The organism is Actinomycetospora sp. C-140 (assembly GCF_054796175.1).
This window is the reverse complement of the sequence record NZ_JBTWNF010000012.1, coordinates 197649-213686: the sequence shown is the minus strand read 5'-3', so window position 1 is coordinate 213686 and position 16038 is coordinate 197649. Positions and strand designations below refer to the sequence as shown.

Genomic DNA, 16038 nt, shown 5'->3' with positions numbered 1-16038 from the left:
CGGGTCTTGTGCGCTTTGCGGCCCCCAACCCCCCCCCCCACTGCTCACATGCGCGGAGCGCACCGGGAGAACCGCCATGCCAACGCCCGCCCCCGACGCCGTCTACTCGAAGATCACGCGTCGGCTCGTGCCGTTCCTGTTCATCTGTTACGCCGCGGCCTATCTGGACCGGGTGAACGTCGGGTTCGCGAAACTGCAACTGCAGGACGATCTCGCGTTCTCCGACACCGTCTACGGCATCGGCGCCGGCATCTTCTTCGTCGGCTACATCCTCTTCGAGGTCCCGAGCAACCTGCTGCTGCACCGGGTCGGGGCGAAGTGGTGGATCGCCCGGATCATGGTCACCTGGGCGCTGATCTCGGGCGCCATGGCGTTCACGAGCTCGGCGACGATGTTCTACATCCTGCGGTTCCTGCTGGGCGTCGCCGAGGCGGGCTTCATCCCGGGCATCCTGCTGTACCTGACCTTCTGGTTCCCGGCCCACCGCCGCGGCCGGGTGACCGCGATCTTCCTGGCCGCGATCCCCGTCGCCACGATCGTCGGCGGTCCGCTGTCGGGCTGGATCCTCGGCGCCCTCGACGAGGTCGGCGGGCTCGGCGGCTGGCAGTGGATGTTCCTCGTCGAGGCCGTTCCCTCGCTGATCCTGGGTCTGCTGGTGCTGAAGTTCCTCGACAACTCCGTCGACGCCGCGCGCTGGCTCTCCGACGACGAGAAGGAGGTCGTCCGGGCGGACCTCGCCGCCGAGGAGTCCACCCGCGTGGAGGGCCACGGCAGCATCCGCGCGGCGATGACGAGCGGGCGGGTGTGGCTGCTCTGCGGCATCTACTTCACGATCGCGCTGGGCATCTACCTGGTCAGCTTCTGGCTGCCGACGATCATCAAGGGCAGCGGCGTCTCCGACACGCTCACGATCGGCCTACTGACCGCCGTGCCCTACGTCGTCGCGGTCGTGGTGATGATCGCCTGGTCCGCCCACGGCGACCGCACCGGCGAACGCCGCTGGCACACGGTGATCCCCTGCCTGGTCACGGCGCTCGGCCTCGTGCTCACGGCCGTGTTCCTGCAGAGCACCGCGCTCGCGGTGGGCGCGATGGTGCTGGTCGCGGCCGGCGTCTCCACCGCCCAGGCGGCGTTCTGGAGCATCCCGTCGGCCCTGCTCTCCGGCGCCGGGGCCGCGGCGGGCATCGCCCTGGTCAACTCGATCGGCAACATCGGCGGCGCCGTCGCCACCTCGCTCGTCGGCTGGCTCTCCGACCTCACCGGGTCGACGGCGTCGAGCCTCTACCCGTTCGGCGCCGTGCTCCTCGTGGGCGGGCTGCTCGTGCTGCTCCTGCCACGGTCGGTCGACGACGCCCCGGTGCCCGCGCCGCGCCCCGCCGACGACCTACGATCGGCGGGATGAGGTACGAGGTCACCGACGACGACACCGCGGTCGCGTTGAGCACCGGGGACGTGCCCGTCCTGGCCACGCCCCGGCTCATCGCCTGGCTCGAGGCGGCGACCGTGGCCGAGGCGTCCGCGAGCCTGGAGCCGGGGCAGACGACGGTCGGCGCCGCCATCCGGGTCCGGCACCGCCGGCCCACCCCGGTGGGCGGCACCGTCGACGTGTACGCCTCGCTGACCACCGAGGGCGACCGGTTGACGTTCGACGTCAGCGCGATCGACGGCGACGGGCACTACGTCGCCGACGGCGAGATCGACCGCGTCGTCGTCGACCGGGCCGCGTTCACGGGATGATCGAGTCGACGTAGCCGCCGTCGACGCGCACGGCCGCACCCGTGGTGGCCGAGGCCAGCGGCGAGGCCAGGTACGTCACGAGGTGCGCGATCTCCTCGGGCTCGATGAGGCGCTGTAGCAGCGACTGCGGTCGATACTCGATCATGAACTTGCGCTGCGCCTCCTCCCACGGCAGGTCGTCGCCGACGAGCTCCCGCACGAACCCCTCGACCCCGCCGGTGTGGGTCGGGCCGGCGATCACGGAGTTCACGGTGACGCCGGTGCCCGCGGCCTCCTTGGCGAAGCCGCGGGACACGGCGAGCAGGGCCGTCTTCGACATCCCGTAATGGATCATCTCGGCGGGGATGACGACCGCGGAGTCGCTGGCCACGTCGAGCACGCGGCCCCAGCCGCGGGAGGTCATGCCCGGCAGGTAGGTCCGGATCAGGCGGGCCGCGGAGAGCACGTTGACCTCGAAGTAGCGTCGCCAGTCGTCGTCGGCGATCTCCAGGGCCGGCTGCGGGCCGAAGATGCCGAGGTTGTTGACGAGCACGTCGACGTCGGGCTCGGCCGCCGCGAGCGCGTCGGCGCCCTCGGCCGTGGCGACGTCGGCGGCGACACCGACGACCTCGCCGCCGGTCTCCTCGCGGATCCCGGCGGCGGCCTCGTCGACGCGCCCCTGGTCACGCCCGTTGACGACGACCCGGGCGCCGGCGCCGGCGAGATCCGCGGCGATGGCCCGCCCGATGCCGCCGGTCGAGCCGGTGACCAGCGCGGTCCGCCCGGACAGGTCGAGCTGCATGGCATGTCCTCCTCGTCCTCGCTGCGGTGCCGACGGAGCAACCGAGCGATGCGGCTCGAACTTCCCGAGACCCATACCGCGTGGAGCGAAGGACACCCTGGCTGCGTAGGACGCAGCGAGGGACGCCATCGTGCCGACCGGCGACTCCACACCTCGCGGGGGCGAGGGACGCCCTGGGTGCGTGGGTGGCAGCGAGGGACGCCCTCGCTGCCACCCCTGCGCCCCACGCGGCGCCGGCGCAGACCCGTCCCCGACACCCGGGGGGCTGTCCGCGACATCGTGCGGGCCGGACCGGCGCGCGCCGGCAGCGTCCTAGACTGACGGTCATGGCGGGGCGCATCCGGGACGCGGACATCGCGGAGGTCCGCGACCGCAACCGGGTCGACGAGGTGATCGGCGAGTACGTCGCCCTGCGTCGCGCCAGCGCGAGCTCGGTGAAGGGCCTCTGCCCGTTCCACGACGAGAAGACGCCGTCGTTCAACGTCCGCCCGACGCACGGCACGTTCCACTGCTTCGGCTGCGGCGAGGGCGGCAGCGTCATCGACTTCCTCATGAAGATCGAGCAGCTCGGCTTCGTCGAGGCCGTCGAGAAGCTGGCCGACCGCATCGGCTACCGCCTGACCTATGAGGGCGGCGGGTCGAGCGTCCAGAAGGACCGCGGGACGCGCGCGCGGTTGCTGGCGGCCAACAAGCTGGCCGCCGAGTTCTACGCCGAGCAGCTGCGGGCGCCGGGGGAGGCGCAGAAGGCGCGGGAGTTCCTCGCCGAGCGCGGGTTCGACCAGGCGGCCGCCGAGGACTTCGGGTGCGGGTTCGCGCCGAGCGGGTGGGACAAGCTGACCAAGCACCTGGTCGCCCAGGGCTACACGCTCGAGGAGCTGGAGAAGGCGGGCCTGTCGCGGCAGGGGCAGCGCGGGTACATGGACCGCTTCCACCGCCGGCTGCTGTGGCCGATCCGGGATCTCGGCGGCGACGTCGTCGGCTTCGGCGCGCGGCGGCTGTTCGACGACGACCGGATCGAGGCGAAGTACCTCAACACCCCCGAGACGCCCGTCTACCACAAGTCCAAGGTCCTGTTCGGCCTGGACAAGGCCAAGCGGGAGATCGCCAAGAGCCGGCAGGCGGTGATCGTCGAGGGCTACACCGACGTCATGGCCATGCACCTCGCCGGTGTGCACACCGCCGTCGCCAGCTGCGGTACGGCGTTCGGCGACGACCACGTCGCGGTGCTGCGCCGGCTGCTCATGGACGACTCGTTCGACCGCGGCGAGGTGATCTACGTCTTCGACGGCGACGCCGCGGGCCAGTCGGCCGCGCGCAAGGCGTTCGAGGGCGACCAGCAGTTCGCCACCCAGACCTACATCGCCGTCGCGCCCGACGACATGGACCCCTGCGACCTGCGCCAGGCCCGCGGCGAGATGGCGCTGCGCGACCTCGTCGCCCAGCGGGCGCCGCTGTTCACGTTCATCATCCGGGCGATCCTCGACGAGCACGACCTCGGCACCGTCGAGGGCCAGGTGGCGGCGCTCCAGCGCGCCGTCCCCGAGGTGGCCCGCATCCGGCGCGAGGACCTCCGCGACGGCTACGCGCGCCGCCTCGCCGGCTGGGTCGGCTGGACCGACGAGGCCCAGGTCGTGCGCCGCGTGCGGGAGACCGCGGGCGCCCCGACCGAGGCCCCGGCCCGGCGCGCCCAGCAGCGCCGCGCCCCGTCCGGGCAGAACGGCCGCGCCGCCGGCGAGGGGCCCACGTTCCCCGCCCGCGACGACCCGCGGCTACGGGTGCAGCGCGAGGTGCTCAAGGCCGCCCTGCAGGCGCCCGCGCTCGCCGGCCCGGTGTACGACTCGCTGCCCGAGGACGCCTTCTCCGACGACGCCTACCTCGCGATCCACCGGGCCGTGCTCGGCGCGGGCGGCACGTCGGCGGGCTGGTCGGGCTCGGCGTGGATCGCCGCGGTCGGCGAGCAGCTCGCGAGCGGCTACCGGCCGCTGGTCCACGAGCTGGCCGTCGAGCCGCTGCAGACCCGCGAGACCGACGAGCACCGCTACATCACGTCGATGATGAGCGCGCTGCAGGGCACGCTCGTGGAGCGCCAGGTCTCGGAGATCAAGTCACGGCTCCAGCGGCTCTCGCCGATCCAGAACGCCGACGAGTACCACGAGCTCTACGGCGACCTCGTCGCCCTCGAGCAGTACAAGAAGGCGCTGCGCGACCAGGCGACGGGCGCGGTCTCGCTGTGAGCGGGGTGCTCGACCGCCTGCGCGCGCTGCTCACCGGCCGCGAGCCGGTGCCGGAGGGCTTCACCGGCACGCTCGACGAGGGCGAGCGCGTGATCGCCGACGGCCGGGGCCCGCGCGGTTCGATCGTCCTGGCCACCGACCTCGGGCTCTGGTTGCCGCCCGCCGCGTCGGGCGAGGCCGCGCGGCGGATCGCCTGGCACCTCGTCACGAAGGCGACGTGGGCCGGCGGCGCCCTCGAGGTGATCGAGGCGCAGGAGGCCGAGGAGCTCGACGGGGGCGTGGTCCTGCTCGCCGACCTCCCGCCGCGCCGGGTGCCGCTGACCGCCCCGGGCAAGCTCCCAGAGACGGTGCACCGGCGCGTCACCGCCGCGGTGAAGGACAGCCAGCACCACGAGATCTCCGACGGTGGCGCCTGGTTCGTCCAGCGCCGGGTCCCGGGCGCCGGAGTCGTGCTGCACGTGCGTCCCGACGCCGGCACCGATCTCGACGCGGTGCGGTCCGTCGCGGCGGGGGTGGGGGAGAGGCTCCAGGCCGGACGCGAAGCGGAGCGGAGCCGGACCATCGGCGAGGCACGGGGATGAGCGTCAGGTGGGACCCGGAGCTCTACCGGCGTCACGACGACCACCGCGCCCGCCCGTTCCTCGACCTCGTCGCCCGTGTCGGCGCGCCCGCGCCGCGCGAGGTCGTCGACCTCGGCTGCGGGCCGGGCCACCTCACCGCGGTCCTCGCCGCGCGGTGGCCCGGCGCGCGGGTCCGCGCCTCGGACTCCTCGCCGGAGATGGTGGCCGCGGCGCGGGGGGCCGGGGTCGACGCCGAGCTCGCCGACGTCCGGGACTTCCACCCGGGCCCCGAGACCGACGTCGTGGTCACCAACGCGGTGCTGCACTGGGTGCCCGAGCACCGCGAGCTGGTCGCCCGGTGGGCCTCGGCGCTCCCGGCCGGTGGCTGGCTGGCCTTCCAGGTGCCGGGCGCGGAGCAGTCGCCGTCCCACCGGATCGCGCGCGACCTGCTGGCGTCACCCGCCTGGGCGGAGCGCGTCCCCGGGGGCCTGCCCGCGTACGGGGTCGGCACGCCCGAGGAGTACGCCCGCCTGCTCGCCGCGGCGCGCCCCGGCGGCGTCGTCGACTGCTGGGAGACGACCTACCTGCACCCGCTGACCGGCGACGACCCCGTGGGCGACTGGCTCGCGGGGACCACGCTGCGACGGGTCCGGGACGCGCTGGACGACGCCGGCTGGGCGTCGTTGCGCGCCGACCTCGTCCCGCGGTTGCGGGAGGCCTGTCCCCCCGACCGCGCCGGCGTCACCTGGTTCGGGTTCCGCCGGGTGTTCGCGGTGCTCGGGGCTCAGTGATCGGAGCCGTTGGTCGTCGCGCGGCCGGGAGCGCCGGGCGTGCCCGACGCCTCCGACGGGCCGCCGGTCGGTGCCACCTTCTCGCGGGCCATCGACACGCCGGTCTGCACGGCCTCGCCGGCCTTCGCCCGGGCGACGCCGGCGGCACCCTGGACGCTCGGGTGGTCGGCCACCTGGCGGTAGGCACGGGCGATCTGCTCGTAGCGCTCACGACCGGCGCGGGCGCCGAGCACGTACCCGACACCGGCACCCAGCAGGAACGGGATCAACTTCATGCGGTCTCCTCGCCGACGTCTCGGTTCCGTCCATCCTGCCCCACCCGTGCGGCGGGACCGCGGACCCCGTGCGGTAACGTGACACCCGTCCGACGGCGAGATCGGGTCGGGCGCGACGGTCCTCCGTAGCTCAATCGGCAGAGCATTCGGCTGTTAACCGAAGGGTTACTGGTTCGAGTCCAGTCGGAGGAGCCGAGACCCCAGGTCACCACGCTGACCTGGGGTTTTCTCTTTGGCTGATCCCACGGTGACCCGCGCCGCGTCGTTCCCCAGGTCGAGTGAATCCGTGACCGTGTCGAGTGAACCTCGGCGCGGATCCCTGGTGTGGTCGATGTGGCTCGCGGCACTCTTCTCCCCGAGCCGGTGACGCGACCCGGCCTCCGGTGCCCGGGGGCACCGTCCGCGTGGTGGTGGGCCGGATCAGGCAGCTGGGGAGCGGGCCCCGGCCCACCATCATCGCGAGGCCTACGGGCACAGCACCGCCTTGTTCACGATCGCGCTGGGCGTCCCGCTCCAGTTCCCCGCACGCGCCGTGACACGCACGTACATGTCGACCAGGAGCGTCGTCGTCGTGAACGTCGTCGACGTCCCGGTCACCGTCTTCTTCTCGCCCTGGGCGAGGTTCAGGAGGCGGCCCGATTCGACGTAGTACTGCGAGGCACCGGTGACGGATGTCCAGCTCACGTTCACCGTCGCGGTCGTGGTCAGCCCGCTCGTGGTGCAGGTGATCGAACCGATCGTGGCGGTCGGCGCGCCGAGGCTGCCCGCCTTCGCGGTCGCCGTGCCCGCGTTCGACGACCGCCACGCCGCCGTCGCCACACCGCTGCCCGCGAGCAGCAGCGTGACGACGACGGCCGCGACGACCGCGGTCCCCGGACGTCTCACGCGCTGGTGATGGCGACGGTGACGGGGATGGTGAAGGTCGCGTTCTGACACCCGGTCTCCGAGGCGCTCGTCATCGACGCCGCGCCCGCGAGCGTCAGCGTCGTCGAACCGTTCGCGGGGATCGCGGCGCCCGGCGACGCGGTCGTGAGGCTCACGCCGGTCGTCGCGCACGTCCCGCTCCCGCCGGCCGCCGTCGGTGAGCCGCTGGGGCTCACCGACGTGACCGTGACGGGGTAGGTGTTCGGGTTGTTGACGGTGATCTTCACGTCGCCGCTGGACCCGGGGTAGAGCAGGTTCGTGGTGATCGCGGACCCCGCGACCGTCGTGGTCGTCGGGGCCTGCGCCTGCCCGGCCCGGGACGTCGCGGTGCCGCCGCCGCTCGACAGCCAGGCCGCGGACGCGAGGCCCGCGCCGAGCAGCACGGCGACGACGACACCGGTGACCCCGACGGCCGGCAGGCGGCGGATCCACCACCGCCACGAGAGGCGCCGTCCGGATCTCCAGCGGCCGTGACGCGGGGACACCCGCTCAGCCGGCCGCGGAGGCCAGGCTCGCGGTCAGCGGCAGGGAGAAGCTCTGGCCCTGGCAGGAGTTCGCAGGGTCCGCCGCCATCTTGGCCTGGAGGGTGTAGGTCTGCGTGCCGCCCGGGGCGATGGTCCCCGGCGGGTTGGTCAGGCCGGCGGTCGTGACGGTGCCCGCGGGGCAGTTGCCGGCGGTGGCGTCCGAGCTGCCGGGCGAGATCGAGGCGACGACCACGGGGTAGGCGTTCGGGTTGTTGACCGTGACGGTCGCGTTGACGGTCGCGCCCGGGTAGAGCCCGGTCGCGCCGTTCTGCGGTGTGATCGTGGAGTTGATGGCCGTGGTCGAGCTGCCCTCCGCCGTGCCGGCACCGCTCGAGAGCCAGGCCGCGAGCGCGACACCTGCCACGCACGCCAGGGCGATGCCACCGCCGATGGCGCCGAGGCGCCTCTTCGTCGTCGTTTCCACGGTGAACTCTCCTTGTCCGACGCCGGCCGGTGCCGACGCTCGGGGGGAGAAATACGCCAGATGGCCTATTCGCGAATCGGCTAGTGCGTCTCATCCACTCGATCGAGAGGTGTGCCGTTGCCGCGCGACACGGTCGGGCGACGCTGCACCCGGTACAAGCGCTGCGCACCACGGACACCCTTGAACTTGCGCGGTGCCGCGGTGCGGAACCGCAGCGGCGGGTCGTCGCCCGCGACCGCGGCGACCGCGTCGTGCACCGCGGCGGTGACGGTGACCTGTCCGGGACGCGCGGTCTCGGTGACACGGCTGGCGAGGTTGACCGGCGGGCCGAACCAGTCGCCCGCGTGCGGGACGCCGATGCCCTTGGCGATGCCGACGCGCAGCGCCGGGCGGCCGTCCTCCGCGCCCGACCATGCCTCGACCAGCGCGACCGCCGCCCGGACCAGCGCCGTCGGGTCGGGGGACACGAGCATGACCGCGTCGCCGATGGTCTTGGCCAGCCGGACCGGCCAGGCCGAGACCTCGGTGGCGGTGGCCGAGAGCATCTCGGCGACCTCGCTGAGCTCGACCGCCGACACGCTCTCGCCGAGGTCGGTGAAGCCGACGAGGTCGGCGAAGCACACCGTCACGTCCTGGGCGCCCTGCAGCCGTCCGGCGCTCGACTCCTCGACCGCGAGCGCGTGCGACCGGATGCGGTCCGCCAGCCCGGCCGCGACGAGGTGCACCAGGTGCAGCGAGTCCTCCTCGACGATCCGGCGCGCCTCGGTGGCGTAGCGCAGCGCCATCTCCGGCTCGGGCTCGCCGGGGCGGAGCAGCGCCTCGCCGAGCAGCCCGCCCAGCGCGTCGGCGATGTTGAGCACGCCGCGGCCGATCGCGCGGACGACCGGCATCATCTCCTCGTCGGAGAACCCGAGGCTGCGGTAGCGGTGGATCCGCTGCGCGATCTCGACGTCCTCGTCGGTGTAGATCGGCTCCTCGGGGTCCGGCGCGATCGGGCGCCCGAGAGCCTGGAACCAGCGCCGCGCGACCTCGACGTCGACCTCGGCGAGCCGGCAGACGTCGGTGAGCGAGTGCCCGTCCTCGGGACGCAGGGTCCGCTCGAGCAGCAGCAGCCCCAGGCGGTCGCGCGCGATCGCGTCGCGCATGGCGTCGATGTCGACGCCGTCGGCGGCCAGCGACTCCAGCACCGACACCCGCGTGCGCCGTTCGTCGCCCGCGAGGCCGTCGAGGAGCCCGGCGCGGTCGTAGTCGCCCTCCGCCATCACCGACCGGACCCGCGCCGGGATCGGCAGCGATGTGCGGTGGCGGGGCGGCACGGGCTCATGGTGCCAAAGGGGTCTGACATGGACATCTGGAGGGAGACGTGTCACGGCCGGCGCGCCGGTCACCACGGGATCCGTACCGTGAGCCCGAGGAGACAGGGAGGACCCATGAGCGGCGGCCCGCGCCTGCTGGCCACGAGCGACCTGCACGTGAACCGGTCGGAGAACGAGGACCTGGTCCGGGAGCTGCGTCCCACCCACCCCGACGACTGGCTGATCGTCGCCGGCGACGTCGGGGACCGCGTCGCGACCGTCACGTGGGCGCTGGGGGTCCTCGCCGACCGCTTCGCGCGCGTGATCTGGGTGCCGGGCAACCACGAGCTGTGGACCCCGCCGGGCGACGAGGTCGAGCTCGTCGGTCCCGCGCGCTACGACCACCTCGTCGCGGCGGCGCGCGACCTCGGCGTCGTGACCCCCGAGGACCCGTGGCCGGTGTGGGAGGGGGCCGGCGGGCCGGCGCTCGTGTGCCCGCTGTTCGTGCTCTACGACTACAGCGTGCGGCCGCCGTTGATCCCGGCCGAGTGGACCGACGAGCAGGCGCTCGACGCCGCCCGCGAGGCGGGTGTGGTCTGCACCGACGAGATCCTCATGTCGAGCGACCCGTTCGACGGTCCCGCCGCCTGGTGCGCCGATCGTCTCGCCCGCACCGAGGCGCGCCTCGCCGAGCGCCCGGCCGGGATGCCGACCGTGCTGGTGAACCACTGGCCGCTGACCCCGGACCCCACCCGCATCCTGCGGTACCCGGAGTTCGCCCTGTGGTGTGGCACGACCGCGACGGCGGACTGGCACACGCGCCACGACGCCGCCGTCGTCGTCTACGGCCACCTGCACATCCCGCGCACGACGGTCCAGGACGGGGTGCGGTGCGAGGAGGTGTCGGTCGGCTACCCGCGCGAGTGGCAGCGCCACGGGCTCGTCCGCGGCGCCCTGCGCGAGATCCTGCCCGGCGCGGGCGCCGACGGCCCCGATCCCTTCACCGTCTGGGCCGCCGAGCAGCGGGCGTCGTGGGCGCGGTCGTGACCACCGACGTCGCGGCCCTGGACGCCGTCCTGCCCACCGCGGTCGTCACCGCGGCGCGCACCGACGACGATCCCGCGGCCGTGCTCGCGCCGGAGGAGGAGGCGGCGGTCGCGCGCGCTGTCGACACCCGCCGTGCGGAGTTCACGACGGCCCGCGCCTGCGCCCGCGACGCGCTCGCCCGGCTGGGCGCGCCCGCCGTCGGGATCCCGGTCGGAGAGCGGCGTGCGCCGGTGTGGCCAGACGGCGTCGTCGGGGCGATCACCCATTGCACCGGATTCCGCGCGGCGGCGGTGGCCTGGAGCGGGACGGTGCGCACCGTGGGCCTCGACGCCGAGCCCCACGCGGCCCTGCCCGCCGGCGTGCTCGAGGCGGTGTCCGACGCGGGGGAGCGGTCGGTGCTGTCCGCGCTGTTCCGCGACGCTCCCGACGTCCGCTGGGACAAGATCCTGTTCAGTGCCAAGGAGAGCGTCTACAAGGCGTGGTTCCCGCTGACCGCGCGCTGGCTGGGGTTCGAGGACGCCGACCTGCGTCCCGCGGCGGACGGCACCTTCCGGGCGCGGCTGCGCGTCCCGGGGCCGGTCGTCGACGGCGTCGAGGTGACCACGTTCGACGGCCGGTGGGTCGTGCGCGACGGTCTGGTGATCACTGCGATCGCCCTCCCGGCGCGCCCTTCGTAGCCTGGGAGCACCATGCGGGGCGACGGGCAGTGGGAAAGCTACGAGTCGATCGTCGACCGGCGCATCCGCGAGGCGCAGGACGAGGGCAAGTTCGACGGGCTGCGCGGCGCGGGCCGGCCCCTGCGCGGGCTGCACCGGGCCGACGACGAGAACTGGTGGCTGCGCTCCTACCTCGAGCGCGAGAACGTGCCCACCGACGTCCTCCTGCCGACCCCGCTGCGCCTGCGCCGCGAGGTCGAGCGCCTGCCCGGGACCGTTGCCGGGATGGAGACCGAGCTCGAGGTCCGCGCCGCGGTCGCGGAGGTCGCCGCCCGCGTCGCCCAGTGGATGCGCTTCCCGGACGGTCCGCGGGTCGCGGTCCCGATGCCGCGGGCCGACGCGATCGTCGAGGGGTGGCGGGCGGGGCGCGCGGCGGGCGTCGAGGCGCCGCCCGCGGCGCCGGCGTGCGGTGCTCCGCGGGCCCCGTCCCGCTGGAGACGCTGGTGGCGCGCGCTGCGGCGTCGCGCCTGAGCCGGGTCCTCGTGATCAGGGGAGCGTGGTGCACGGCTGGTCGTGGAATCGGGTGGATACCGCGCTCCTGATCTCCGCGCGGTGTGGCACGCGGCGGCAGGTCGGCGTCGTTCCCCGAGATGCTTCGGAAACCGAAGCATCGATGGGGCCTCGTGGGGGTCGGGAGCGCCCGGGGTGGCGCCGGGGGCGGGCGCCCGGCCGGCGCCCCGCGTGTCCGCCCGATCGCCCGGCCGTCGTCGATCAGGAGCGCGTGGTGCACCTCCGCCGGCCACCCGACGTGGATGAGGCGCTCGTGATATCCGCGCGTCAGCCGGCGCGCGGGGCGCGGGGGAGGTCGACGACGGTGCCGGGCGTCGTGGCCGGGGTGCTGTCGGCGGGGTGCGCCGGCTCGTCGCGGGCGTCGGCGCGGTCGGCACCGTCGTCGCCCGGGCGTCTGGACGGGGCGAGCGGGACGACGGTGGCGGCGCCGATGCCGTGGTAGCGCTCGGGGGTGCAGGTCAGCACCACGACCTGCGCGGCGCCCTGGGCGGCGGTGGCCGCGGTGAACACGGCGCCGAGGCGGGCGAGGCGCTCGGGATCGGTGTGTCCCAGGGCGTCGTCGATGACCACGGGCACGCCGTCGGCCGGGTCGACGAGCGCGGCGCAGGCGAGGCGCGCGCACAGCCCGAGCTGCTCCTGGGCGCCGCTGGACAGCGCCCCGAACGCCACCGTGGTGCCGTCGAGCGTGCGGTGGGTGATGCGGAGATCCTCGTCGATCTCCAGGGACAGGGTCGGCCCGAACACGATCCGCGCCAGCCGCTCGACCTGCGCCCGGAACGGCGCGACGTAGGAGCGCCGCACCCGCTCCCGGTGGCGGGCGAGGGTCTCGTGCAGGCGGCGCGCGGCCGCGGCGCGCCCGGCGACGGACTCGTGCACTCGACCCGCGGCCTCGAGCTCGCTGGCCGCGGCGGCGAGCTGGTCGTGCCAGCCCTGCGCACCCGCGGCCTGGAGGCGGCCGGTGGTCTCGGCGTGCTCGCGCTCGAGGCGGGCGACCTCGCCGGTGAGGCGCTCGGCGACCGCGCGGGCGTTGGTGACGAGGAGCTCGACGGTGTCGGGGTCGTCGCCGGCGAGGGCGGCGGACAGGGTCTCGTGCTCGCGCTCGGCCTCGCGGGCCCGGTCGCGCCGCGTCGCCTCGGCCTCGACGAGGGCGGCGTCCGATGCGTCGGCCCGGGCGGCGGCCAGCTCCTCGGCGCGGCGCGCGTGGGCGTGCCGCGCGTCGGCGGCGCGCTCGGTGAGCACCGCCGAGCGCGCCTCGGACTCCCGCACCGTGTCCTCGGCGGTCCGGCACGCCGCATCGGCCTCGTCGGCGCGCCGCGCGGCCGTGCCGGCCTCCTCGCGGGCCGTCGCGGCGGCGGTGCGCAGGGCGGCGACGTCGTCGGTGGTCTCCTCGACCCCCTCGAGCCGTTCACACACCGCGGCGTGGGCGGCGCGCAGGGCGGCGGTGTCGGCGTGCCCCGCCAGCTCACGGGCGAGCGCGGCGCGGTGCTCGTCGGCCCGGCGTGCCGCGTCCTCGGCGGCCCGGCGCGCGGCGCGGGCCGCCTCGAGGTCGGCCACACCGAGGTCGTCGCACGCCCCGGCGAGCGCCCGGGTGGCCTCGCGGACGGCGTCGTCGCGGCCGGCCTCGTCGAGACCGGGACGGACCCGCACGTCGAGGACGCCCGGCAGCGACACCGCGCGGGCGGCGGCGACCGGCAGCGTGCGCCTCTCGCCCGCCGCGAGCGTCAGGGTCTCGCCGTCGACGACGAGGGTCAGCCCGTCGCCGTCGGCGGGCACCGTCAGCTCGACGCGGGCGGCGGCGGCGTCACGGGCGGCCTCGGCGCGCAGCAGGTCGCGGGCGAGGTCCTCGAGCTCGGCGAGGTCGTCGGCGCCCACCGCCGCAGCGGCGAGCGCCCGCTCGGCCGAGGCCAGCCCGGAGGCGGCGTCATCGACCCGGCGCAGACGCTCGGCGAGATCGGCGAGCTCGGCGCGGTCGCGGGCGGCGGACACGGCCCGGTCGGCGGCGTCGGCGGTGTGCCGTGCGCGGGTCGCCTCGGCCCGGGCGTCGGTGTCGTCGGCGCGGCGCCGGTCGCGGTCCTCGCGGGCGGTCGTGTGCTCGGCGTCGTGCGCGTCGCGTGCCGCGGCCGCCCGCGTCGCGGCGTCGGCGTCCGCGGCGACCGCCGTGACCAGGGCGTCGCGGGCCTCGCGCCGTTGCCGCGCCGCGTCGGCGCGCTCGCGGGCGAGCACCGCCTGGTCGCCGGCGGCCTCGACCTCGCGCAGCCGCGACTGCAGCCCGGCCCACCGGTCCTCGAGCTCGGCGACCTCGTCGCCGTAGGCCCGCCGGCGCGCGCGGACCGTGCCGAGGTCGGCGTCGAGCCGGTCGCGGGCGGCGACGTCGCGCTCGGTGGCCTCCAATGCGGCGCGGCAGCGCTCGTGCTCGGCCTCCGCGTCGGCGAGGCGCACCTCGGCGGCCCGGAGCTCGCCGGTCGCCCGCCCGCTCGGGGTGCGGTAGCGGCGCAGCTCCTCCACCGCCCGCTCGACGAGGCCGTCGTCGACCGTGGGGTCGGGCCGCGCCGCCTCGTGCCCGGACGCCGCGCGGTCGAGGGCCCGCGTGAGCGCGTCCTGGCCGCCGAGGTCGGCCTGCCCGACGCCGGTGTGCTGCTCGACGCGCAGCCCGCGCCACAGCACGCGGTCCATCGTCTCGTCGAGGATCGCGGACACGCGGGCGTGCGCGTCGGCGCCGGTCAACTGCTCGGGTGCGGGCGCCGTGACGTGCAGTTCGGTCCGCGGGCGGCGCAGCCACCGCTTGCGGTACGTGAAGCGGTAGGGCCCGGTGGACACCTCGGCCTCCACCTCGGGGCCGGCGTCGACCCCGGCGGGCTGGGCGGCCCGGATCTCCGCGCGCCGCGACGAGTCGGCGGCGTCGAAGAGCAGGTCGAGGGCGGCGAGCGTGGAGGTCTTGCCGACCTCGTTGTCGCCCTGCAGCACGGTGACCCCGTGCTCGGCCAGGGCGACCTCGCGATCGTGCACGCCACGGAAGTCCCGCAGCCGGATGCGGTGCAGCCTCATCGCGACCCCACCAGCCGGTGGAGCAGCCGCAGGGCGTCGCGCGCCTCGGCGTCGTCACCCGTCGCGGCCGCGAACAGCTCGGTGGCCGCGTCGGCGGCGAAGCCGTGCAGGTCGAGGTCGTCGAGGTCGGCGTCGTCGGGCACCGTCGCCAGGTCGGAGTGCTGGTCGAGGATCTCCACCGCGGCGAAGGCGTGGACATGCGCGGCGAGCAGGTCGTCGAGACGGCCGCGCTGTCGCAGCGAGAGCGTGCCGACGAGGGCGAGCCGGACCGCGGTGCGCTCCTTGTCGGGCAGCGCGTCGAGCCGGGCGTCCAGCGTGTCGAGATCGCCGTCGGCGTCGAGCCGTGCGTCGTGGCGCAGGAACCGCCAGCGCCCGACCGGCTCGACCGCGACCCGCGCCGCGTCCCGCTCGAGGTCGACCACCAGGACGTTGCCCGGGTCGACCTCGTCGAAGTCGGTGACCTCCGGGGTGCCGGCGTGCCGGATGCGGTCGTCGACGGCGTCGGCCCAGGTCGAGTGTCGGTCGCCGAGCGCCGCGTAGTGCACGCGGCCGTCGGCGAGCGCCGCCAGCACGCCGTCGCGGCGGATGCGGGCCGGTTCGTCGTCGTCCGGGTCGAGGACGTCGAGCTCGCCGTGCCCGGCCAGCACGCGCAGCGTCCCGGGGGGCGCGGGATCGAGGGCGGCGAGCTGCTCGCCGACCAGGTCGGTGAGCGGGTGCTTCGAGCGCCACGGCGCGGCGACGACCTCGACGCCGGGCGCGACCTCGTGCACCCCCGGTGTGTCCAGCACCGTCACGTGGGACGGGCAGCGGCGCGCGAAGTCGGGCCGCCGCAGCACGCACGCGGCGTCGGCGGGGTCGTGGTTGCCCGGCAGCAGCAGCACCGGCGTGCGGAAGGACGCGAGGGCCTCGCAGGCGCGGGCGACGACGTCGGGACCGACGAGGTTCGACTCGAACACGTCGCCGCACACCACCACGAACGCCGCGTCCCGCTCGTCGGCGAGGCGGCCCAGCTCGGCCACGGCGTCGAGGCGGGCCTGCGCGAAGCGGGCCTGGGCCTCGCCGGTGAGCCCGCCCGCGGCCTCCTTGGGCGGGCGGGCGCCGAGGATCCGGCGCGTCATGCCGAGCTGCCAGTCGGCGGTGTGCACGAACCGCACGCGCGCCTCCCTCCACTGCTC

At 75.3% G+C, this 16038-nt stretch carries 16 protein-coding genes and 1 tRNA gene; 9 read left to right on the top strand and 8 right to left on the bottom strand.

The genetic code is table 11. The annotated features are described in order from the left end of the window. Positions 1-76: 76 nt before the first annotated feature. Entirely contained in the window at positions 77-1402 is a 1326-nt protein-coding gene (locus ACR9E3_RS20735; protein ID WP_460382420.1) for an MFS transporter, read from the top strand. Then, positions 1399-1737 (top strand): thioesterase family protein, encoded by a 339-nt coding sequence (locus tag ACR9E3_RS20730; protein ID WP_460382419.1) that lies wholly within the window; start codon positions 1399-1401, stop codon positions 1735-1737. The genes ACR9E3_RS20735 and ACR9E3_RS20730 overlap by 4 nt, the downstream gene beginning before the upstream one ends. Here the strand turns inward: ACR9E3_RS20730 and ACR9E3_RS20725 are convergent. After that, on the bottom strand, positions 1727-2518 hold the full coding sequence (locus tag ACR9E3_RS20725; RefSeq protein ID WP_460382418.1) for an SDR family NAD(P)-dependent oxidoreductase: 792 nt from the start codon (positions 2516-2518) through the stop codon (positions 1727-1729). The genes ACR9E3_RS20730 and ACR9E3_RS20725 overlap by 11 nt on opposite strands. Before the next feature lie 326 nt (positions 2519-2844). Between ACR9E3_RS20725 and dnaG the strand changes: the two genes are divergently transcribed. From dnaG to ACR9E3_RS20710, 3 genes are read left to right on the top strand one after another with little or no spacing between them, the layout of a single operon-like run. Beyond that, positions 2845-4752, top strand: coding sequence for a DNA primase (gene dnaG / locus ACR9E3_RS20720; RefSeq protein WP_460382417.1), 1908 nt, complete (start codon positions 2845-2847; stop codon positions 4750-4752). Further along, entirely contained in the window at positions 4749-5333 is a 585-nt protein-coding gene (locus ACR9E3_RS20715) for a hypothetical protein (protein ID WP_460382416.1), read from the top strand. The genes dnaG and ACR9E3_RS20715 overlap by 4 nt, the downstream gene beginning before the upstream one ends. Beyond that, positions 5330-6103, top strand: a complete 774-nt coding sequence (locus ACR9E3_RS20710) for a trans-aconitate 2-methyltransferase (RefSeq protein ID WP_460382414.1) — start codon at positions 5330-5332, stop codon at positions 6101-6103. The genes ACR9E3_RS20715 and ACR9E3_RS20710 overlap by 4 nt, the downstream gene beginning before the upstream one ends. Here the strand turns inward: ACR9E3_RS20710 and ACR9E3_RS20705 are convergent. Then, positions 6097-6378: a hypothetical protein gene (locus ACR9E3_RS20705; RefSeq protein WP_285654020.1), complete on the bottom strand. Its 282-nt coding sequence runs from the start codon at positions 6376-6378 to the stop codon at positions 6097-6099. The genes ACR9E3_RS20710 and ACR9E3_RS20705 overlap by 7 nt on opposite strands. Before the next feature lie 119 nt (positions 6379-6497). Between ACR9E3_RS20705 and ACR9E3_RS20700 the strand changes: the two genes are divergently transcribed. Beyond that, positions 6498-6570: transfer RNA gene (locus ACR9E3_RS20700), tRNA-Asn, on the top strand. A gap of 273 nt (positions 6571-6843) precedes the next feature. Here ACR9E3_RS20700 and ACR9E3_RS20695 read toward each other — a convergent pair. The 4 genes from ACR9E3_RS20695 to ACR9E3_RS20680 form a co-directional block, all read right to left on the bottom strand. After that, entirely contained in the window at positions 6844-7263 is a 420-nt protein-coding gene (locus tag ACR9E3_RS20695) for a hypothetical protein (protein ID WP_460382413.1), read from the bottom strand. After that, positions 7260-7787 carry a hypothetical protein gene (locus ACR9E3_RS20690; protein WP_460382412.1) on the bottom strand — a complete coding sequence of 176 codons (528 nt, stop codon included), beginning with the start codon at positions 7785-7787 and terminating at the stop codon, positions 7260-7262. The genes ACR9E3_RS20695 and ACR9E3_RS20690 overlap by 4 nt, the downstream gene beginning before the upstream one ends. A 4-nt stretch (positions 7788-7791) precedes the next feature. Beyond that, positions 7792-8250 (bottom strand): hypothetical protein, encoded by a 459-nt coding sequence (locus ACR9E3_RS20685; RefSeq protein WP_460382411.1) that lies wholly within the window; start codon positions 8248-8250, stop codon positions 7792-7794. 80 nt (positions 8251-8330) lie between these two features. After that, positions 8331-9566, bottom strand: coding sequence for an adenylate/guanylate cyclase domain-containing protein (locus ACR9E3_RS20680; protein ID WP_460382410.1), 1236 nt, complete (start codon positions 9564-9566; stop codon positions 8331-8333). Between the two features lie 114 nt (positions 9567-9680). Between ACR9E3_RS20680 and ACR9E3_RS20675 the strand changes: the two genes are divergently transcribed. Genes ACR9E3_RS20675 through ACR9E3_RS20665 form a run of 3 tightly spaced genes read left to right on the top strand, consistent with a single transcriptional unit; the run spans position 9681 to position 11779 of the window. Next, complete coding sequence (locus ACR9E3_RS20675) at positions 9681-10592, top strand: metallophosphoesterase family protein (protein WP_460382409.1); 912 nt, start codon at positions 9681-9683, stop codon at positions 10590-10592. After that, positions 10577-11269 carry a 4'-phosphopantetheinyl transferase family protein gene (locus ACR9E3_RS20670; RefSeq protein WP_460382408.1) on the top strand — a complete coding sequence of 231 codons (693 nt, stop codon included), beginning with the start codon at positions 10577-10579 and terminating at the stop codon, positions 11267-11269. Before ACR9E3_RS20675 ends, ACR9E3_RS20670 begins: the two co-directional genes overlap by 16 nt. A gap of 12 nt (positions 11270-11281) precedes the next feature. Next, on the top strand, positions 11282-11779 hold the full coding sequence (locus tag ACR9E3_RS20665; protein ID WP_460382407.1) for a DnaJ family domain-containing protein: 498 nt from the start codon (positions 11282-11284) through the stop codon (positions 11777-11779). A gap of 306 nt (positions 11780-12085) precedes the next feature. Here the strand turns inward: ACR9E3_RS20665 and ACR9E3_RS20660 are convergent, their stop codons facing one another. Both ACR9E3_RS20660 and ACR9E3_RS20655 read right to left on the bottom strand, forming a co-directional pair. Further along, positions 12086-14863, bottom strand: a complete 2778-nt coding sequence (locus ACR9E3_RS20660; protein ID WP_460382406.1) for an AAA family ATPase — start codon at positions 14861-14863, stop codon at positions 12086-12088. Next, the gene (locus ACR9E3_RS20655; RefSeq protein ID WP_460382405.1) at positions 14860-16017 is read right to left on the bottom strand and encodes a metallophosphoesterase family protein; all 1158 of its coding nucleotides are present in this window, start codon (positions 16015-16017) and stop codon (positions 14860-14862) included. The genes ACR9E3_RS20660 and ACR9E3_RS20655 overlap by 4 nt, the downstream gene beginning before the upstream one ends. Positions 16018-16038: the final 21 nt, after the last annotated feature.

Excerpts from the sequence above, each read along its gene's own strand:
- ACR9E3_RS20735 (WP_460382420.1), top strand. The coding sequence starts at position 77 with ATGCCAACGCCCGCCCCCGACGCCGTCTACTCGAAGATCACGCGTCGG.
- ACR9E3_RS20730 (WP_460382419.1), top strand. The coding sequence starts at position 1,399 with ATGAGGTACGAGGTCACCGACGACGACACCGCGGTCGCGTTGAGCACC.
- ACR9E3_RS20725 (WP_460382418.1), bottom strand. The coding sequence starts at position 2,518 with ATGCAGCTCGACCTGTCCGGGCGGACCGCGCTGGTCACCGGCTCGACC.
- dnaG (WP_460382417.1), top strand. The coding sequence starts at position 2,845 with ATGGCGGGGCGCATCCGGGACGCGGACATCGCGGAGGTCCGCGACCGC.
- ACR9E3_RS20710 (WP_460382414.1), top strand. The coding sequence starts at position 5,330 with ATGAGCGTCAGGTGGGACCCGGAGCTCTACCGGCGTCACGACGACCAC.
- ACR9E3_RS20705 (WP_285654020.1), bottom strand. The coding sequence starts at position 6,378 with ATGAAGTTGATCCCGTTCCTGCTGGGTGCCGGTGTCGGGTACGTGCTC.
- ACR9E3_RS20675 (WP_460382409.1), top strand. The coding sequence starts at position 9,681 with ATGAGCGGCGGCCCGCGCCTGCTGGCCACGAGCGACCTGCACGTGAAC.
- ACR9E3_RS20665 (WP_460382407.1), top strand. The coding sequence starts at position 11,282 with ATGCGGGGCGACGGGCAGTGGGAAAGCTACGAGTCGATCGTCGACCGG.
- ACR9E3_RS20660 (WP_460382406.1), bottom strand. The coding sequence starts at position 14,863 with ATGAGGCTGCACCGCATCCGGCTGCGGGACTTCCGTGGCGTGCACGAT.